The following is a 17,691-nucleotide window of genomic DNA, read 5'->3' as shown; positions in this document are numbered from 1 at the left end:
TCTCAAGGGATGAAGGACATCACAAAATAAGTTAATAGAATTACACCGTGAACAGCGCCCTGAAGCAGGGTGGCCTTGCCTGTTCCCAGAGTGATTGTGCCCGCCATGAAAGTCATGATCAGGAAGACCATGTTTTTAGGGTCAAGACCCAGCATCAGCGTCTGGTTTGTGTACAGGCAGAAAGCGATCACCGTCGGGATCGTCAGCGCAATACTGGCGATACCGGAACCCAGCGCCAGATTCAAGCTTGTTTGCAGACGATTGGCACGGGCGGCGTTGATGGCGGCCCAGGTCTCAGGCAAAAGCACAATACCCGCAATCAGAAGACCCACCATCGATTTCGGAGCCCCGACATAATCCACCCCCTGTTCGATCAAAGGTGAAATCATTTTCGCCAGACCAATCACCGCAATCAGGCTGACAGACAGGGAAATGAAACTCAGCCACGCATCGGTCTTGGTGATTTCATGGGTGGACTCAATCGGGGAAATATCACTTTTGGTGTCCACGGCCTCGAAGTATGTTTTGTGTGTGGTGGTCTGGAAAAGAATAAACAAAAGATACAAGACCACGCAGATGATACCGATGAAGATCATTTGTGGGGGATTGTAGGTGCCTGCTGCAGTTGTGGTGGTGAAGTTTGGAAGCACGAACACCAAAAGGGCCAGGGTCATTAAAACGACCATCAGACTTTTTGAGCCTTGAACCTGGAACTCTTGCTCTTTGTACTTCATTCCCCCCAGAATCAGGCACAGGGCCACCATCCCGTTGGTGATAATCATCACCGCCGCAAACACTGTGTCACGAGCCAATACGGCAGAATCTGCGCTGACGGTGGACTGGTTCATCAGTGACACAATCAGTCCGACTTCAATGATCGTCACGCAAAGGGCCAGCACCAGGGTCCCCAGGCCTTCGCCGATTTTGTGGGCAATGACTTCGGCATGGTGCACGGAAGACATCACAGCCACCCCCAGAAACACGGATGCGGTGATGGACATCCACAGATTGTCCGAACCAAAAACACTGGAAAGCAGAAATACCACGAAACTTAACGAGGAAATCAAATGCTGGGGTTCCAATCCTTTGCGGATGAATTGGGCTGCGCTCACGATCATAGATGTCCTCCTGTGAAGGGTTGAATAAAAGGCTTAGAACGGGAGGGTCCTTTAGCGCAAGTATAAATCCAAAATAATCCAAGAAATTAACTATTTGAGAACAATAATGCCCACACGATAGGCAGATATCTCCAGGCTGGATAAATAGTGAGAGATTTACTAAAAAATGAAAACGATATTGACCAAAATCATGAAATCCACGAAATCATTTACTTAGGAGTTTGTATGAAGCAGATGTTCTTGGTTTTGGTGGTGTTTTTTGGGTTTGCGGGAAACGCAATGGCCGTGGATTGCAGTCACAGCATGCTGCGTTTTCCAATGAGTGAAATCACTCAGACCCTTCAGCGCAATCCCCAGGCAGCAGACACCCTTGAAGGCGTTCATATGTATTGGATCCGCTGGGGGGCCCAGCAAGAGTCCATTCAAATCACTGAGGTGGCCTTGCAATGTCTAGAAAGCCAAGGTGTCGTGGAGCGTTTCAAGCTGTTGAATCATGTTTTATGGAGACGCGCCAGAAACTAGGCATTTATTTGTATCCGGTGATATAAAAGTTGCAGCCGCTATTCGCGGAGCCGGGCGCCATGGAATGAGCTAGATAGATTTTGTTGTCGGACGTTTTGGGAAGCCAAAATGAATCTGAATTGTAACCGACAGCCCCTTGTCCCGCATAAGGGAACATCAGCAGATAGTGATCGTAAGTTGCAGCCCCTTCTTTGGTGTAAATCCGAATGTCGTCCGCTCCGGTTGTTGAGGCATTTCCGCTGTGACAGCGCAGATACACCAGAATTTGTGAGGCGGTTTGGGCCGCAACGGGGAGCGTGAAACTTTGCTCAGTGGTGGTGGTCATGGAAACGGCACCCAAACTGGTCAGTCCCAAGCTTGTCCACGTGGCGGCGCCAGAGGCTGCTGTTGTTTGCACGGAACCATCTGGAAATTTAATTCCGCCGGAAGTGGAATGAATGGTTCCCGCGACTTCCAATTTTGCGGTCGGAGCCGTGGCGCCTATACCGACATTTCCAGCCTGTGAAATGACCACTTTGTCCGATGAAGAGTTCAGAGCATCATTTTGGGTCGCGAAACGCAGGTTGCCGTTATTGATGCCCATCTGCCAGTTCTGGTCCGTGGTGTCGTTTTCTTTCAACTGATACGCAGGCGCGGTTCCTGTGATCACCATATTTCCATTTTCAACATGCAATTTCTGCAGGGGAGCCGCAGTGTTGATTCCCACAAGGCCCGTGTTCGTGATGGTCATCCGGGGTGTGCCGGTTGCTGTTGATCCGGCAAAGAAATGAATGTTGCCGGTTTGATTGTTAATAACATTCAGGTTCTTCCCAGTCGCTGTGCCTGCGGCATTATAGATGTAAGCATCTCCCGGGCTGCCCAATCCCGTATTGGTGTTGGAGGTTCCAGAGATACCAAACCAAATGCCACTTTTTTCGTTGCTCGCAATGAACCGTGCTCCCGCCGCAGTTCCGGTGTCATGGGTGTTGCGGACTTGGACGGTTGTGTCTGCATCCTGAGTTCTTTCGACGTGTAAAGCGGAAGTTGGGGCCGCGGTCCCCAGCCCCAGATTGCCGCTGGTATCAATCCGCATCCGTTCCGAGCCGGAAGTGCTTAAGCCCAGAGCTCCTGAGGAATTAAAGAATCCTGTCAAGGGGCTGCCGGTGAATGTCAGCGATGGAGAATTCGCGGCGCCATCCGATAGAAAGACTTTGCCTGCTCCGGTGATATTGAAGGTGGCCAAATTCAAGTGTGTCGTCGCCGTATGATTTCCAAGATCATCAGCAAAGGCTGAAGCGGGCAGGAGCGAGGCCGGGATTTTTCCTGAACCATCCAGTTCGACCAGATTGCCGGCAGCGGCACCAAAGTTTTTAGTGGAAGCTGTTCCCAATCCGCTCACCTGGGTGTTGGCAATGGCGATATCCACACACGTGAAGGTGTCTGTGATTGCGCTCCAGTTTAATGTTTTGTTGTTTGTGGCGCAGGTTGCGGGCATCTGTGGATTGCCTGTGACTGTGGAACGCAGTTGCCCAAAGCCGAAGTACTGCACGTTCCACTTGCTGGAATCATGCATCAACACCTGCCCTATGACCGGTGTCGTCGACGCCACAGAAACACCCTGAATCTTTTCAACTTTGCTGTTGCTCAGTCCCGCGGTGGATGTCACATCACCCGCGAGATTGGGAAGTTCTGTTGCTGTCAGATTGCTTCCACCGGTGACCAGGCCTTTGCTGTTAACGGTGACTTTAGAGTAAGTGCCTGCGCCCACGCCGGAATCATTCAGAGAGATCACGGGCGCAGTCCCTCCAGTACTTGCCAAGGGGGCGTTTGCGGTCACACCTGTGACTGTGCCGCCGGAGTTGACGATCGTTGTCCAGGACAGCTTGCCGGTCCCGTCTGTGGTGAGCACCTGACCATTGCCGCCATCTGCAGTGGGGAGTTCATAGCTGCTGTTCTGAACAAGGGTCGGAGCCTTCAGCTCGATATAGTTTGTGCCAGAATACAGCCGCAGACCACCCGAGGTGCGGATAAGACCGCTGGTGTTGATAGCGGTGGAGCCTCCGATGGTGCCAGTTGTGATGGCATCTCCAGACACCTTGCCAGAGGTCGTGATCGTGGCAAGTTTCGAGTCTGAAATTGCAGCCCCTGCAGAGATGTCATCATTAACAATACTACCATCTGCAATCTTGGCGGAGTTGACCGCTCCGTCTTGAATTTTGGCTGTCGTGACTGCATTGCTGTTGAGTGTGACAGTTGCCGTCGGATTGCCCGCAGACGACACATCACCAGTCATGGCAGTGATCGCGTTCGCGGTGCCGGAATTGTCATCGGCCGGTGCCCAGTTGGTTCCGTCGTATTTTAGCACTTTACCCGCGGCCAGGCCGGAGTTAAGAACGGGAGTTCCCTTGATGCGATCCACGGAGGTGGCACTCTGCGCTCCGGTCACATCCCCCGCCAAACTGCCACTGAATCCAGCGGCAGTGCCCGGGATATTGCCGGTTACATTCGCGCCGGAGACCACGGCCGTTTCGCACAGGAAAGTCCCAGCAGGAGCGACGTGACGAAGATATTGGCCAGCGGGACACAGTGGTAGACTGGCTTTTTCCAGAACATCACCCGGCAGCAGAGTCCCCAGTTTGTGGGCCGACTGGGCCACCTTCGCCTGAGCGGCAAAGGGGACCGAGCGGATGTCGGCATCCGGAGTGATCAGGCGCCAGCCAACACCATCATAAAATTGCACTCGCAGAAGTCTTTTATCATCTGCGACCGGTGCGTAGGAGCCTCCGCCCTCGCAATTGAAAGAGCCGCTGTTTTCAAAAACATCCAGTAATTTAAAGGCGGGAATGGCAGGGAAGATTTTAGTTCCGGCACCAATGGGAACATCGAACACCCCCGCGGAATTGCGCATATCCAGAGCGGGGGAGGTTTCGCGGTACATGACACAGGTGCCTTGAGGATTTGTGATGGAAAATTCAAAGATCACACCATTGTATTCCAGCGGAGAGCCTTGTGTGTTTTTGATGCGTCCTTGATACGTCAAAGTGCCCGGTGTTGCATGCGCAAATCCGGTCGCAAAGAAAGCGAGGAGTATGAAGGCAAATGGTACGTTCAAGGGCCTCATGCTGTCCTTTTCGGTAAAAGGTCAGCAAAGATGAAGTGGCAATTGTGATATTAAGGGTGCTTATCTCGAGTCTGTCTCATGGTCGGAGCGGGATTGTTTCAGAGTGAGACCCAGAAATGGAAAAGGCCCGATGGTTTACCATCGAGCCTTTATTGGTTGCGGGGGCAGGATTTGAACCTACGGCCTTCGGGTTATGAGCCCGACGAGCTACCAGACTGCTCCACCCCGCGACAAGGAAACATAGGTATAGGTGCAAAGCGCCGAGGGGTCAACCCCTCATTATTAATAATTCTAATATAGCACCACGTATCATTGTCAGTGCTCGCATTTCATGATTCAGTTCGATTGTGTTGCAGGAGGCGTAAATATGAATGCGAAAAACTTGTTAAAAGTTCTGGGTATCAGCTTTGTGATTTCAGCAGTGGGTCTGTTGGGCTTCTTGTTCTGGGGTCTTTCCAAACTTCCCTCAGCTTCTGATCTTAAAAAAGCCCTGACTCCGCCGGCTCTGCAAAAAACTGCTCATGCAAGCAGCAATGAGCCTGGGAAGTCCACAGTCGCAGGCTATTCCGACAACTCTGCTGACGTGGCAGAAGCAGCGGCAGCCTTACCAGCTGCCACACCAGCCTTGAATGCACGACAAAAGCTGGCACAAGACACCGTGGATGTTTTGTTGAAGGACTTTGCGGACCCGCGCAAACCTTTGGTAGATGGCTGTCGCAACCTTGAAAAAGCAGCGCAAAGCGGTCTTTTGCGTGATCCGCAGAATGCTTCGGCGAAATACTTCTTCAGCAGTTTGTCGGATGGGAATCATGACCCGATGGTTGAAACGGCTGCGCCGATCCTGCGTTTTATCTTCCGCGCGCCGGGAATGGAACAGGTGGTGGAGCAGATCATGAATGCAGATGCACAAAATGATCAAGGTCTGCTGAAAAAAGCAGAGTTCTATTACGAGATCTATCGCGCCGGAGATTACCTGCAAAAGCACACGGCCGACATGGATCAGATTCTGCAAAAAAGCTACAACATGCACTATCTGGCGCGCGCCGTGGCTGCGAAACCTGAGCTGGCTCGCGATTCGGCGACGTTGGATTTCTGTGATCAGATGGAAAAAAACATCAATGCCGGGGGCGAGTTCAACGCTGACGAAGCGGCTTCAGAGATGTCCAAGTTCTTAAATAGCGCAGGTCTTGATGCCAAGGCGATCGGTTATGACCCCGCTTATCGCTCCAAGGTGAAAGTGCAGTTCAACAGCACCCGTGTGGGTGTGAATGATTCCTGGGTTGTCAGTTTGTTTGCGCGGGATATTGAGAGGGCTCAGAAAGCCCCCTCAGGAAAATAGATAGCTACTTCAGCTTTCGCGACTGCCGTCGCTACAGCACTGTGGCTGTCGCCTGCTACCGCCGCTGCAGCACTGTGGCTGGCGCCTACTCAGCAGTTTCTTTGGTGGAGCGGGTTTCCGCTTCGCCGTTTTTGTTCAGTGAAATATACTTTGTGCGAGTGACACGGATCTGAGGAATGCTTCCCGTGTCCTTGCCTTCAGCCTTCATTTTTTCGATTTCAAAAGGCACCAGTTGTTTTTGACCTTTGCGGGCCGGATGTTTTTCCAACTGGTAAGCACAGTTCTTGGAGCACGTGTCCTTGGCATATTCGACTTTGATGCAGTCTTCGCAGATCAATTCATGGGCATCACAGCGTTTGCATTCGATCTTGATCGTGGAAGGCTGGCCGCAGTGCGGGCACAAGCCGAATTTGGTGGTCGGTTGCAGGTTCTGATCCACCGCCACGCGATGATCAAAGACGAAGCACTCACCCTCGAACTGATCGTTCGGGTACTCTTTCATGTAATTCAGAATACCGCCGTCCAATTGGAAGACGTTGTTGTAGCCCTTGTCCTGAAGTTCCAAAATGCCTTTTTCACAACGAATACCGCCGGTGCAGAAAATCAGCATCTTTTTGTCTTTAGGGATGCCCTGGGCCTCGATGTATTGCGGGAATTCGGTGAACTTTTCAATGTTCGGATTCAGCGCGCCCTTGAAGGTGCCGATTTTGTACTCGTACCAGTTGCGCGTGTCGATCATGACGTAATCAGTTTCTTCTTTCATGACCTTGTTCCACTCTGTCGGGGACAGGTGATGATTCACACCTTCCGGAGGCATCACGCCAGGAATACCCGTGGTCACGATTTCATTGCGGACTTTGACCTTGAAGCGACGGAACGGAGACTTCGTGGATTCTGAATCTTTGAAGAACTGATCCGGAGAATTGAAGTACTCGCGGATAAAGGTTTTCCAGGCTTCGAAGGATTCGATCGAAGAAGCTGCGCATGTGGAGTTGTAGCCCTCATCGCCCAGGATCACGAGTCCTTTGACGTTAAGTTCTTCAGCTTTGTCTTCCAGAGCTTTTTGGATGGCTGGCAGATCCGCCAGTTTAGTAAAACGATAATAGGCCGTAACATAATAGTTCAGCGATTCAGACATTGTGTCACCTTCGTGTCCTGCCGGCGCGCGAGCGTCCGGGTAGCTTGGCTCCAAACCAAGGGGAGTTCAAAGTAGTCGGACGGTTATAAGGGCTTTTGCGGTTTGGCGCAAGGGGGCCTCTGCAATCCGTCCGGAAAACGAGGAGAAGTCTGTATGAATTGCCCGGTTTTGGGCATGATCGCCGTCAGGTTGGGCCCAAATCCACCCAAGGAGGGTTTCTAGCGCCAAGGGCAGTGCGGCAAATGCTTGTAACCCGTCGGATTTCCCCGTAAAAAGGAGTTTTCAAAGGAAAGATTCCACAATGCAAGTCACTCCTCAGATCCAAAAAGAAATTCAGCGTCGCCGCACGTTTGCGATCATCTCTCACCCGGATGCGGGTAAGACCACGCTGACAGAAAAATTGCTTTATCACGGGGGCGTGATCCACGAAACCGGGGAAGTAAAGGGCAAGCAGGGGACCAAGGCTGTGACATCGGACTGGATGGCCATGGAGCGCGAAAAAGGGATCTCTATCACATCGTCCGTGATGACTTTTGATTTCGATGGTTTGCGTGTGAACCTGTTGGATACACCGGGGCACAAAGACTTCTCTGAAGATACTTATCGAGTCTTGATGGCCGTGGAATCCGCCTGCATGCTGATCGACGTTGCCAAGGGTGTGGAAGAACGTACCAAAAAACTTTACGAAGTCTGCCGCCTGCGCAAGATTCCGATTTTCACATTCGTAAACAAACTCGATCGTGAGGGGAAAGATCCTCTGACTTTGATTGATGAAGTTGAAAAGACTTTGAACATGCAATGTTATCCGGTGACCTGGCCTCTGGGTATCGGTCAGCGTTTCCGTGGTATTTACAACCGTCTGACCAAAGAAATCTGGATCTACGATCAGCGCCGTGAAGAAGTGGAAGACTACAAAATCATTCCATTTGAAAAAGGCAAAGACGATCAAATCCTTTACGACTATCTGGACAAGGAATCCGCGGACCAGGTCCTGGAAGAGCTGGATCTGATTGAAAGTGCGTTGCCGCCATTTGATGTGAACGAATTCCTGAACGGCACGATCTCGCCGGTGACCTTTGGTTCTGCCAAACAGAACTTCGGGGTGGATACATTCCTGCAGTTCTTCACCAAGTACGCTCCAGGTCCCCAGCCGCGCCATTTGAAGGACGGTAAGGACATGGATCCATGTGACGCGAACTTCTCGGGTTTTGTCTTTAAAATTCAGGCCAATATGGACAAGCGTCACCGCGACCGTATTGCCTTTATCCGTATCTGTTCTGGTAAATTTGAGCGTGGCATGAAGGTGAAACACTCCCGTCATGACAAAGAACTTAGACTTTCTTACGCCAGTCAGTTCGTCGCCGCTGATAAAGAAACCGTGGATGATGCCTACGCGGGCGATATCGTCGGGGTGGGTGACACAGGAAACTTTGCCATCGGGGACTGTGTGTATGCTTCTGGTAAAGTTCATTTCGAAGACATTCCCAAGTTTGCACCGGAACTGTTCGGCAAACTGTCCGTGCGTGATGCCTTGAAACGTCAGAAGATGAACGAGGCCCTGAATCACTTGTCTGAAGAGGGTGCGATTCAGTTGTTTATCGATCCTATCGTTGGTCATCAGGATCCGATCATCGGCGCGGTCGGTGAACTTCAGTTCGAAGTTTTGATCCGTCGCCTGCAGGATGAATACAACCTGGAAGTGAAGTTGAGCCGTCTGCCATACGGTGTGGCCCGCTGGCCGCGCACTGAAGACGGAAAACCAGTTACGGATCTTAAGGGCGGCGCCAACATGTTCCGTGACCTGCAGGACAACCCGGTTGTTCTGGTAAATCAGGAATGGGACTTGAACTGGCTAAAACGCGAAAACCCAACAGTTGAATTCCACACTAGCATATCGAGAGCTAGATAATGATTTTGCCATTAGAGATTACAGATCTAAGAAAAACCTACCGAGGCGGCACGGTGGAAGCGGTGAAAGGAATGTCCTTCACCGTAAAACCGGGAGAGATCTTTGGACTTCTCGGTCCGAACGGGGCGGGAAAAACCACGATCATCTCGACCATCACCACTCTTGAAAAGCCAAGTTCCGGCACGGTGAAGGTGTTTGGTGTGGATGTGGCTAAAGACCCGATGTTCACCAAAAGACAAATCGGTGTCGTGCACCAGGAAATCATCAATTCCGGATTCTTTGATGTGGAAGAAATTCTGACCTTCCATTCCGGATACTATGGTCTGCGCAACAATAAAGAACGCATTCATTTTCTTCTTGAAAAGCTGTCTTTGTATGAACACCGCCATAAAAAAGTGAAGCAGTTGTCCGGGGGCATGAAGCGCCGTCTGATGATTGCTAAAGCGCTCGTGCACAATCCCAAACTTTTGCTTTTGGATGAGCCGACAGCTGGTGTGGATATCCGTTTGCGCGAGGACCTGTGGAAGTTTGTGCAGGAGCTGCGCAACGAAGGTATGTCCATTCTGCTGACAACGCATTATCTGGAAGAAGCCCAGCAGCTTTGTGACCGCGTCGGAATCATCAATCTGGGCTCGTTGGTGGTCCTGGGGGACACCAAAGCGATCATTCGTGAATACACGCATAAAAAAATCCGTGTGCTATTGACTGAAAAACAACCGATTCAATCCGACTATCTGGTCGAGGTTGACGGAAAGGAATACTGTTTCGTAGTGCCGCAGAATAAAACGGTGGGGCAGTTCCTGAACGAAGTCAGCATTCCCACGGCCCAGATTGCTGATATTCAGATCGAGGAGGGCAGTCTTGAAGATGCCTTCCTGAAACTTGTTGCGAAAAAAGAACCGCAGGTGTCGCCATGACCGGATTTGTGACTATTTTTCAGCGCGAGATCGCGCGTTTCTTGAAGGTTCTGGTGCAGACGGTGATCACGCCGTTTATTTCGTCGTTCCTGTACCTTTTGATCTTTGGTGTGTCTTTGGGCCAGCAGATGGCCTCCCATCAGGGTGTCAGCTATTTGAGTTTCCTGATCCCGGGTCTGATGATGATGGGGTTAATCAATAACGCCTTTCAGAACTCATCCTCGTCGATAGTGTCTTCGAAATTCTCTGGCGATCTGGAGGATCTGCGTGTGGCGCCGATCACAGATCAGGAGATCATCTGGGCCATGAGTCTGGGGGCCTTGGTTCGCGGCAGTATTGTGGCAGTGATCACCTATGGGGTGGGTTCACTGTTCATGTACTATCAGCAGGGTGAATGGCTGCTGGTGGCCCATCCTTTGGCGGCTTTGTTCTTTGTTGTTCTGGCGGGACTTATCTTTGGCATGATCGGGATCAGCATCGCGTTTTGGGCGAACACCTTTGATCAGCTTTCGGCATTTTCGGCCTTCATTTTGCTGCCGCTGACATATCTTGGGGGAGTATTCCTTTCTATCGAACATCTGCATCCCTTCTGGCAGACTGTTTCCAAGGCGAATCCGTTGTTATATTTGATCAATGGACTTCGTTACGGGATACTGGGCGTGAGTGATGTGAATGTCTGGACAGCCGCCGTGATTTCACTGATCGGATTTGGTGTGTTCTATGCGGTGGCTTTGGTTTCTTTGCGCAAAGGCTCTTTCCAGCGCTGGTAGGTGTTTATGAAGCCCTTTAAAGTGCACGACAAAATTCAATGGCAGTGGCTCGGCAGAGCCATTACAGGTACAGTTGAAGAAGTGTATCTGGAATCAGTCACCCGGACCATTAAAGGCAAAAAAATCACCCGCCATGGCAGTCCGGAAAAGCCGGCTTATCTTGTTAAGTCCGACGCGGGTAATGAGGCCCTGAAGCTGCATACCGAACTGCAACCTCTTAAGAAAACCAAGGGTCCATTCAAGATTTTTGCGGACAATTAAATCGACCCTTGGAAACTGGAAAAGCCCTGACGAAACTTCAGGGCTTTTTGTTTTTTAGTGAGGATAAACGCCTTCACAAGTAGGGAAGGTGAAACGCTTCCAGAAAGACTGGTCCGCTTCACCGCGAGTGATGATTACTTGGGTGTCGATAGTGCGTGGCACTGTCACGATTTTGGAACCAAAACGGGTGCACTCTGGAGTTTGCTCACCGTTGGCAGAAGTGAACTCTTCACACACCGGTTGCTCGTAGCTGCGGGAAACAGCCAAGGTTGTAGTTTCATAGCGGGCGCAAACCCACTCAGTGTAGCCACCTTGCTCACTGTTTGGATTGCCCACCTGGCGAGGCACCAGTTCTGCGCACTCACGTGTTGGTGTGATGGAGCGGATTTCAGTGTCAGTCATACAGGCATTTTCAAGCTTGATGCCGCCCAATGCATATCCGTGGGTCACAACCGCGTGACGGGACGCAAAGATTTCAGACCAGGAACTGCCCTGGTGAACGGCGTGAGCACTGACAGAAACCAGCATTGCGGCCATCGTGAATAGAACCTTTTTCATTGGAACTCCTTACCAAAATTGGTGTGGTTATTGTTTGTTTCGCAAAAGGAGCAAAACACTCCAAAAGCGCACGACAAAACCTAGTAAGAAATTCGTGGAACGGTCTAAATACAAAAATGTAATTGGCAACTGACACGAAAAAACCGTGGCTTTCCGTGTGTATCCACAGAATTCCAACAAAAAAACCATTTCAAACGTGTAGAGGTTCAAAAAAGAAATAAAAAATGGGCGCAAGTTTTACGCCCATTTTTCAGTTAAATCGAGATCGCAGTCGCGGGATTTTGTGAAACAATCGTTTGGCAAAAATGCGCAGGAAGTGTTTCGAAAAAATCCGCGAAAATCCGGTTTTTTAGAAGGATGAAGTCGTCGGTGCGGACGTTTGTGTGTCGTCGTTCACCACGCTGAAGTTCAAAGAGTCGAATTCGCGGAAACGTTTCTTTTCGTCTTCCATGCGTTGTGCTTCCAGTTTTTCCAAGATGGAATTTTCAGTCTGAACTTCCATTTGTTTGCGGGCGTCGCGAAGACCTTCCATTGTCGTAGAGTGAGTCGTTCTTAGTCCTGTCTGCGCATTTGCGATTGCAGCAGTCCCCAATACAGAAACAAGTACAATTTTTTTCATAAAAGTGCCCCTTTGCGAACTCTCATACACACAAAGCATGGAGAAAGAATGGATTGACGCTCCGCCGGAGTATATTATTCCCAGTTAGAAAAGGTGCCTGGTTGTTTTTTCTGGCGATGGGGCGTCAGTATTTCAAGTTGTAAACCCGCACTCGGGGCGCGCCGCGTTAAGTGTGGTTCTTTGTCATTCCGCCGGACTTGTTATAAAGAATGATCCTTCAGGAGTTTCACATGTTTGAGAATCTATCAGATAAAATCATGACAAGCCTTAAAAAGGTCCGCGGTCAGCATAAGATCAGCGAAGCCAATATTGAGGAAGTCATCAAGGAAATCCGTCTGAGTCTTCTTGAAGCCGACGTGAACTTCAAAGTGGTGAAAACCTTTATCGACAAGGTGAAGGAAAAAGCCCTGGGTCAGGATGTTCTGACCAACGTCAATCCCGGCCAGATGTTCGTAAAGATCGTCCATGACGAACTGGTGAACGTTCTTGGTGGCGGCGCGGTTGATATCAATGTCCGTGAAAATCCCAGCGTGATCTTCCTGGTGGGTTTGCAGGGGGCGGGTAAAACCACGTCTGCTGCGAAATTGTCTCTATATATCCGTCAGAAGCTGAATAAAAAACCGGGTCTGGTTCCGGCCGACATCTATCGTCCGGCGGCGATCGACCAGTTGCAGGTTTTGGGTAAGCAGAACAACATTCCGACTTTCCCAACCCAAGTGGGCATGAAGCCTGAAGAAATTCTGGAAAAGGCCAAACAATGGGCCCGCGACAATATGGTCGAGGTGGTTATCGTCGATACCGCGGGACGCCTGCAGATCGATGAAGACCTGATGGGCGAGCTGGGCCGTTTGAAAGAGATCTGGACTCCGCAGGAAATTCTGTTGGTGGCCGATGCGATGCTGGGTCAGCAGTCCGTGAATGTGGCTGAGGGCTTCCACAAGCGCTTGAATCTGACCGGTTTGGTTCTGACCAAGGTGGACGGGGATGCGCGCGGTGGTGCGGCGTTGTCGATCCGCGAAGTCACCGGGATTCCGATTAAATTCCTGGGTATCGGTGAAAAAGTCACGGCGTTGGAAGTCTTCCACCCGGACCGTCTGGCCGGCCGTATCCTGGATATGGGCGACGTCCTGTCTTTGGTTGAGAAAGCCCAGGAAGTCATCGATGAAAAGTCTGCGCGTGATTCCGCGAAGAAACTCATGAAGAATGAGTTCACTTTGGAGGATTTCCTGACTCAGATCCAGCAGCTCAAGAAGATGGGCGGCTTTGAAAGTATTTTGAAATTTTTACCGGGCATGGGGGAGCTCAGCAAACAGCTGAAAAATATGACCCCTCCGGATGCAGAAATGAAAAAGATTGAAGCGATCATTCGCTCCATGACCTACCAGGAACGTCATAACCATAAGATTTTAAACGCTTCGCGTCGTCAAAGGATCGCGAAGGGGAGCGGAACTCAAGTTCAGGACGTGAACAAGCTTATAAAGCAGTTTGAGGATGCAAAAAAGATGATGGGCGGTATGATGAAAATGGGTATGGGCCGGGGCGGAATGAAGTTTCCATTTTAGGGCTTGATATTTAACCACGATCCAAGTACAAACTTGGACTTACTGTTTTTGATACATGAGGTTTAGAAATGGCAGTTGTAATTCGTTTGGCTCGTATGGGCGCTAAGCATGAACCTAAATACCGCGTTACTGTAGCGGATTCCCGTCGTTATGTGACTGGTAAATTCCTTGATATTCTTGGAACTTACATTCCATCTCCAAAAGGTAACGACAAAAAGATTGAGCTTGATCTGGCTAAAGTTGAAGAGTGGATCAAAAAAGGTGCTCAACCTACAGATCGCGTAAAACACGTGATCAAATTGGCTCAAGCTAAATAAGTTGTTGGCTTCCTACTTGGTTTTGCTAAACTAGATCAGGTAGGTACTATCTGTGGGGGTAAATATGGATAGCTTGAAAGACCTCGTTGAGTTCATGGCGAAGTCCCTGGTGGACAAACCTGAAAATGTCGAAGTTGATGAAATCCCTGGTCAGCAAACCACACTTCTTGCTTTAAAGGTTGATAAAGAAGACCTTGGTAAAGTGATTGGTAAGCAAGGTAAAACTGCTGCTGCAATGAGAACTATCATCCGCGCAGCTGGCACCAAGCTTAACAAGCGTTATCACCTGGATATCGTTGAATAGTTTGGTTTAAGTAAATTTAGAGTTAATTCTCATGGAAGGGGTTACCAATCAGGTGACCCCTTTCTTATTTGTGCTGACAGACTTAAGTCTGTCTTGCTGGAGTCAAAAATGAAATTGGTAGGAAAAATCCGCGAAGCTCACGGCCTTAAAGGAGACCTTTATGTATTGGTCTTCTCTGGTGAAATTGCCTGGGCAAAACGCATGAAAACCTTCGGTCTAAAAGCCAAGGATTCAGATGAAATCAAAACTTTCACTGTTGAGCGCACCAAGCCTTTCAAAAAAGGTCTGATCGTGAAAGCCGCTGAAGTGGCGGATCGCACTGCCGCTGAAGGTCTGGAGCACATGGAGTTCTTCATCGACGACGAACTGATGGTGTCCAAACCAGGTGAAACCATCTTCCTGTCTGAGATTAAAAACTTCAAGTTGAAGAACCCAGAACAAACCGTACTGGGCGAAATCGTTGGTTTTTCCTCTAACGGTGTTCAGGATTTGCTGGTGGTTGAAACGACTGATGGCAAAACTGCGGAAGTTCCGTTCGTGGATGCTTTCATCAAAAAAATCGACTTCAAACATCAGGCTGTCGTGATGGATTTGCCTGAAGGGCTTTTTGATATCGAAAATGCTTAAAATCGACGTGATCACTCTTTTCCCTGAGATGATCCAGGGCGCGGTGTCTCACGGCGTCCTGGGGCAGGCATTAAAGGGTGATCTTTTGTCGGTGCAGGCGCACACCCCGCGCGAGTTTGCCTCCGACAAGCACCGCACTGTGGATGATCGTCCCTTCGGTGGTGGTGACGGCATGATCATGTTGTCTGAGACCCTCGAAAAATCCATTCAAAAAGTGCAACATAAGAATTCCAAAGTCATCTACCTGTCTCCGCAGGGCTCAGTCCTTACTGATGACAAGGCCCGAGAATTGTCCCAGGCAGAGCATCTGGTTTTGATCTGTGGCCGCTACGGCGGAATCGATCAGCGAATCATCAACACCTATGTCGATGAAGAGATCTCCATCGGGGATTATGTGCTTTCCGGCGGGGAGCTGGGGGCGTTGGTGGTGATCGATGCGCTGTCGCGTTTTATTCCGGGTGTGCTGGGGCATGTGGATTCAGCGGACAAAGACAGTTTTTCAGAAGGTCTTCTGGAGCATCCCAATTTCACCCGTCCTCGCGAGTACTTAGGACAGGATGTTCCCGAAGTTCTTTTGAGCGGCAATCACAAGTTGATCGCTGATTGGAAAGAAAAAGTTTCGGCGCTGGTGACGTTAAAAAAACGCCCGGATCTGTTCATCATCTATCTGGCGGAAGAACGGGAAAAATACCGCGCCCTAAAAAAGAAAAAAACGGCAGAGCCCCTGAAGGAGCTCTTTAAGTTCTGGCAGCAACTATCCCCTCAGGATCGCGAAGTTTTGGGTCTTGAGGATCTGAATGAGGAAAGCTTCAATGGCTGAAGAAACACCTTACGTGCCCCGTTTGGCGATTGGACTGGTTCACTATCCGGTCCGCGACAGCAAACAAAAAACGGTGGCCACCAATATCACCAATTTCGATATCCATGACATCGCCCGGGCGGCGACTGTCTTCGGAGTGGAAAAATATTACATCATCCATCCCATGAAAGAGCAGCTGATGTTCGTGGATCGTGTTCTGGATCACTGGCGCACCGGCCAGGGGTCGAAGTTCAACCCCATGAGAAAGACCGCCCTGGGGAACGTAAAGGCGGTTGAGAGCGTCGAAAAAGCGTTTGAGGACTGGAATGTCCCGGAAGCTCTGACGATCGCGACAACGGCCCGTACGGAGTGGGCGAAGCATAAGTACTCGTTTGCCGAGCTGCGCAACGAAATGCATGTGGCCAAAAAGCCAGTTTTTATGTTATTTGGAACAGGCTTCGGTTTGACGGAAGACCTCATCAGATCCTCGTCAGGGGTTCTGGAGAGCATTAGGGGTGCTCCCCCCAAAGATTATCGGCATCTTTCAGTAAGATCTGCCGTAAGTATCTGTCTTGACCGTGTCATGGGTCCATGGTAGACCCTTGTTTTACTTTTTGTGAAAATTGACTGCTATAAGGATTTTAAGCAATGGCTAAAGAAACAAACCTCGTTCGTCGCGTTAGTGTTAAAGCTGCTAACAAAAACATTCAGTCCTTCAACTCTGGTGATACTGTTAACGTATTCGTTAAAGTAAAAGAGGGTGAGAAAGAGCGTGTTCAGCTTTACAAAGGTATCGTAACTAAGATCCAAGGATCTGGTGCTGCGAAGTCTTTCACAGTTCGTAAAATGTCCGCTGGTGTTGGCGTGGAAAGAACTTTCCCGTTCGCATCTCCAGCTTTGGATAAAGTTGAGATCGTAAACGTAGGTAAAGTACGTCGTTCTAAACTTTACTACCTTCGCGCTCTTAAAGGTAAAGCAGCTAAGATTGAATCTGAGCTGGTTTCCTCCAAAGCAGAGTAGTTTTTTAAAACTAAATACAGCTTTATGCACAAGACCTGGGATTTTACGATTCCGGGTCTTTTGTTTTTTCTGAACAGTATCAGCGTCTGACGCACTCAAATCTTGAGTGACCAGTCTTGCTGTTTCCCTCTATCATTGCAGGCCTTAAGCATCGAGGCATCCGCATGGCAAAAAAAGAAAAAATAGAGTTCCCAAAAATTGAATGGCGCGACTTTTCTCCGGCTCCGATTATTGGTGTGGATGAAGTGGGGCGCGGTTGCTTGGCGGGACCTGTTTATGCGGCAGCAGTCATCTTCAAGTCTGATGCTTTGAATGATCTGGTCACGGATTCAAAACTTCTGTCCGAAAAACGCCGGGAAGAGCTGGCGGATCTGATTTTAAAAGAACACATTGTTGGCATCGGTTCTGCTTCTGTGGAAGAGATCGACGAAATCAACATTCTCAATGCCTCACTGCTGGCGATGAAACGCGCGGTGGAAAAGTTGGGAGTGAAGAGCGGTCACGTCCTGGTGGACGGCAACAAAAAGATTCCGAATCTAAAAGGTTTTGAGCAAAGCACCATTGTGAAAGGTGATTTGCGAGTGGCGCCAATTTCGGCGGCCTCCATTGTTGCGAAAGTGACCCGGGATCGTCTGATGAAAGATCTGGGAGTGAAGTATCCGCACTATGGATTCGAAATTCACAAAGGCTACTCCACGCCGGTTCACAAACAAAGCATCGTCGACCACGGGCCGTGTATCGCTCACCGCAGATCCTTCGCGGGCGTCAAAGAATACGTTTAACAGCTCCGGGCGTCCGACGTACTGGGCGC

Annotated in this window: 19 protein-coding genes and 1 tRNA gene; 14 read left to right on the top strand and 6 right to left on the bottom strand. The window is 49.9% G+C overall.

Features of this window, described 5'->3' with window-relative positions:
* Positions 1–2: 2 nt before the first annotated feature.
* Positions 3–1,118, bottom strand: a complete 1,116-nt coding sequence (locus BD_RS09755; RefSeq protein ID WP_011164577.1) for a calcium:proton antiporter — start codon at positions 1,116–1,118, stop codon at positions 3–5.
* A gap of 225 nt (positions 1,119–1,343) precedes the next feature.
* Between BD_RS09755 and BD_RS09750 the strand changes: the two genes are divergently transcribed.
* Complete coding sequence (locus BD_RS09750; RefSeq protein ID WP_050792915.1) at positions 1,344–1,640, top strand: hypothetical protein; 297 nt, start codon at positions 1,344–1,346, stop codon at positions 1,638–1,640.
* Between the two features lie 4 nt (positions 1,641–1,644).
* Here BD_RS09750 and BD_RS09745 read toward each other — a convergent pair whose 3' ends face one another.
* Both BD_RS09745 and BD_RS09740 read right to left on the bottom strand, forming a co-directional pair.
* Positions 1,645–4,740, bottom strand: a complete 3,096-nt coding sequence (locus BD_RS09745) for a beta strand repeat-containing protein (protein ID WP_011164575.1) — start codon at positions 4,738–4,740, stop codon at positions 1,645–1,647.
* Positions 4,741–4,893: 153 nt separating this feature from the next.
* Positions 4,894–4,970 (bottom strand) — tRNA-Met (locus BD_RS09740).
* 137 nt (positions 4,971–5,107) lie between these two features.
* Between BD_RS09740 and BD_RS09735 the strand changes: the two genes are divergently transcribed.
* On the top strand, positions 5,108–6,079 hold the full coding sequence (locus BD_RS09735) for a hypothetical protein (protein ID WP_011164574.1): 972 nt from the start codon (positions 5,108–5,110) through the stop codon (positions 6,077–6,079).
* A gap of 85 nt (positions 6,080–6,164) precedes the next feature.
* On the opposite strand, the gene trhO is transcribed toward BD_RS09735, so the two are convergent.
* A complete protein-coding gene (gene trhO, locus BD_RS09730; protein ID WP_011164573.1) occupies positions 6,165–7,217 on the bottom strand; it encodes an oxygen-dependent tRNA uridine(34) hydroxylase TrhO in 1,053 nt (350 codons plus the stop codon).
* A 301-nt stretch (positions 7,218–7,518) separates the two neighbouring features.
* On the opposite strand from trhO, the gene BD_RS09725 reads away from it, so the two are divergent.
* The 4 genes from BD_RS09725 to BD_RS09710 are packed head-to-tail and all read left to right on the top strand — an operon-like array spanning position 7,519 to position 11,074.
* Positions 7,519–9,126 carry a peptide chain release factor 3 gene (locus BD_RS09725; protein ID WP_011164572.1) on the top strand — a complete coding sequence of 536 codons (1,608 nt, stop codon included), beginning with the start codon at positions 7,519–7,521 and terminating at the stop codon, positions 9,124–9,126.
* Positions 9,126–10,043, top strand: coding sequence for an ABC transporter ATP-binding protein (locus BD_RS09720; protein ID WP_011164571.1), 918 nt, complete (start codon positions 9,126–9,128; stop codon positions 10,041–10,043). Before BD_RS09725 ends, BD_RS09720 begins: the two co-directional genes overlap by 1 nt.
* The gene (locus BD_RS09715) at positions 10,040–10,813 is read left to right on the top strand and encodes an ABC transporter permease (RefSeq protein WP_011164570.1); all 774 of its coding nucleotides are present in this window, start codon (positions 10,040–10,042) and stop codon (positions 10,811–10,813) included. Before BD_RS09720 ends, BD_RS09715 begins: the two co-directional genes overlap by 4 nt.
* A 6-nt stretch (positions 10,814–10,819) precedes the next feature.
* Positions 10,820–11,074, top strand: coding sequence for a hypervirulence associated TUDOR domain-containing protein (locus BD_RS09710; RefSeq protein WP_041583546.1), 255 nt, complete (start codon positions 10,820–10,822; stop codon positions 11,072–11,074).
* Positions 11,075–11,128: 54 nt separating this feature from the next.
* On the opposite strand, the gene BD_RS09705 is transcribed toward BD_RS09710, so the two are convergent.
* Positions 11,129–11,632 carry a hypothetical protein gene (locus BD_RS09705; RefSeq protein WP_011164568.1) on the bottom strand — a complete coding sequence of 168 codons (504 nt, stop codon included), beginning with the start codon at positions 11,630–11,632 and terminating at the stop codon, positions 11,129–11,131.
* A 349-nt stretch (positions 11,633–11,981) separates the two neighbouring features.
* Positions 11,982–12,251 (bottom strand): hypothetical protein, encoded by a 270-nt coding sequence (locus tag BD_RS09700; protein WP_011164567.1) that lies wholly within the window; start codon positions 12,249–12,251, stop codon positions 11,982–11,984.
* A gap of 230 nt (positions 12,252–12,481) precedes the next feature.
* On the opposite strand from BD_RS09700, the gene ffh reads away from it, so the two are divergent.
* The 8 genes from ffh (at position 12,482) to BD_RS09660 (ending at position 17,662) form a co-directional block, all read left to right on the top strand.
* Positions 12,482–13,813 carry a signal recognition particle protein gene (gene ffh / locus BD_RS09695; RefSeq protein WP_226988149.1) on the top strand — a complete coding sequence of 444 codons (1,332 nt, stop codon included), beginning with the start codon at positions 12,482–12,484 and terminating at the stop codon, positions 13,811–13,813.
* 68 nt (positions 13,814–13,881) lie between these two features.
* Complete coding sequence (rpsP, locus tag BD_RS09690) at positions 13,882–14,130, top strand: 30S ribosomal protein S16 (protein ID WP_011164565.1); 249 nt, start codon at positions 13,882–13,884, stop codon at positions 14,128–14,130.
* Positions 14,131–14,194: 64 nt separating this feature from the next.
* The gene (locus tag BD_RS09685) at positions 14,195–14,434 is read left to right on the top strand and encodes a KH domain-containing protein (protein ID WP_038446499.1); all 240 of its coding nucleotides are present in this window, start codon (positions 14,195–14,197) and stop codon (positions 14,432–14,434) included.
* A 108-nt stretch (positions 14,435–14,542) separates the two neighbouring features.
* On the top strand, positions 14,543–15,061 hold the full coding sequence (gene rimM / locus BD_RS09680) for a ribosome maturation factor RimM (protein WP_231839123.1): 519 nt from the start codon (positions 14,543–14,545) through the stop codon (positions 15,059–15,061).
* Positions 15,054–15,881, top strand: coding sequence for a tRNA (guanosine(37)-N1)-methyltransferase TrmD (gene trmD / locus BD_RS09675; protein WP_011164562.1), 828 nt, complete (start codon positions 15,054–15,056; stop codon positions 15,879–15,881). Before rimM ends, trmD begins: the two co-directional genes overlap by 8 nt.
* Positions 15,874–16,458 carry an RNA methyltransferase gene (locus BD_RS09670; RefSeq protein WP_011164561.1) on the top strand — a complete coding sequence of 195 codons (585 nt, stop codon included), beginning with the start codon at positions 15,874–15,876 and terminating at the stop codon, positions 16,456–16,458. Before trmD ends, BD_RS09670 begins: the two co-directional genes overlap by 8 nt.
* A gap of 50 nt (positions 16,459–16,508) precedes the next feature.
* The gene (gene rplS, locus BD_RS09665; RefSeq protein ID WP_011164560.1) at positions 16,509–16,880 is read left to right on the top strand and encodes a 50S ribosomal protein L19; all 372 of its coding nucleotides are present in this window, start codon (positions 16,509–16,511) and stop codon (positions 16,878–16,880) included.
* 164 nt (positions 16,881–17,044) lie between these two features.
* On the top strand, positions 17,045–17,662 hold the full coding sequence (locus BD_RS09660) for a ribonuclease HII (RefSeq protein ID WP_048349745.1): 618 nt from the start codon (positions 17,045–17,047) through the stop codon (positions 17,660–17,662).
* The last annotated feature ends 29 nt before the right edge of the window (positions 17,663–17,691 follow it).

The organism is Bdellovibrio bacteriovorus HD100 (assembly GCF_000196175.1).
Lineage (GTDB): Bacteria > Bdellovibrionota > Bdellovibrionia > Bdellovibrionales > Bdellovibrionaceae > Bdellovibrio > Bdellovibrio bacteriovorus.
This window is presented reverse-complemented; position numbering and strand designations above follow the sequence as displayed.

What these genes read in the sequence shown, in the direction of transcription:
- BD_RS09750 (WP_050792915.1), top strand. Translation starts at nt 1,344, where the DNA reads ATGAAGCAGATGTTCTTGGTTTTGGTGGTGTTTTTTGGGTTTGCGGGA.
- BD_RS09745 (WP_011164575.1), bottom strand. Translation starts at nt 4,740, where the DNA reads ATGAGGCCCTTGAACGTACCATTTGCCTTCATACTCCTCGCTTTCTTT.
- BD_RS09660 (WP_048349745.1), top strand. Translation starts at nt 17,045, where the DNA reads ATGGCAAAAAAAGAAAAAATAGAGTTCCCAAAAATTGAATGGCGCGAC.
- BD_RS09755 (WP_011164577.1), bottom strand. Translation starts at nt 1,118, where the DNA reads ATGATCGTGAGCGCAGCCCAATTCATCCGCAAAGGATTGGAACCCCAG.
- BD_RS09705 (WP_011164568.1), bottom strand. Translation starts at nt 11,632, where the DNA reads ATGAAAAAGGTTCTATTCACGATGGCCGCAATGCTGGTTTCTGTCAGT.
- BD_RS09725 (WP_011164572.1), top strand. Translation starts at nt 7,519, where the DNA reads ATGCAAGTCACTCCTCAGATCCAAAAAGAAATTCAGCGTCGCCGCACG.
- trmD (WP_011164562.1), top strand. Translation starts at nt 15,054, where the DNA reads ATGCTTAAAATCGACGTGATCACTCTTTTCCCTGAGATGATCCAGGGC.
- BD_RS09710 (WP_041583546.1), top strand. Translation starts at nt 10,820, where the DNA reads ATGAAGCCCTTTAAAGTGCACGACAAAATTCAATGGCAGTGGCTCGGC.
- BD_RS09685 (WP_038446499.1), top strand. Translation starts at nt 14,195, where the DNA reads ATGGATAGCTTGAAAGACCTCGTTGAGTTCATGGCGAAGTCCCTGGTG.
- rplS (WP_011164560.1), top strand. Translation starts at nt 16,509, where the DNA reads ATGGCTAAAGAAACAAACCTCGTTCGTCGCGTTAGTGTTAAAGCTGCT.
- rimM (WP_231839123.1), top strand. Translation starts at nt 14,543, where the DNA reads ATGAAATTGGTAGGAAAAATCCGCGAAGCTCACGGCCTTAAAGGAGAC.
- BD_RS09735 (WP_011164574.1), top strand. Translation starts at nt 5,108, where the DNA reads ATGAATGCGAAAAACTTGTTAAAAGTTCTGGGTATCAGCTTTGTGATT.
- rpsP (WP_011164565.1), top strand. Translation starts at nt 13,882, where the DNA reads ATGGCAGTTGTAATTCGTTTGGCTCGTATGGGCGCTAAGCATGAACCT.
- BD_RS09700 (WP_011164567.1), bottom strand. Translation starts at nt 12,251, where the DNA reads ATGAAAAAAATTGTACTTGTTTCTGTATTGGGGACTGCTGCAATCGCA.
- BD_RS09715 (WP_011164570.1), top strand. Translation starts at nt 10,040, where the DNA reads ATGACCGGATTTGTGACTATTTTTCAGCGCGAGATCGCGCGTTTCTTG.
- trhO (WP_011164573.1), bottom strand. Translation starts at nt 7,217, where the DNA reads ATGTCTGAATCGCTGAACTATTATGTTACGGCCTATTATCGTTTTACT.
- ffh (WP_226988149.1), top strand. Translation starts at nt 12,482, where the DNA reads ATGTTTGAGAATCTATCAGATAAAATCATGACAAGCCTTAAAAAGGTC.
- BD_RS09720 (WP_011164571.1), top strand. Translation starts at nt 9,126, where the DNA reads ATGATTTTGCCATTAGAGATTACAGATCTAAGAAAAACCTACCGAGGC.
- BD_RS09670 (WP_011164561.1), top strand. Translation starts at nt 15,874, where the DNA reads ATGGCTGAAGAAACACCTTACGTGCCCCGTTTGGCGATTGGACTGGTT.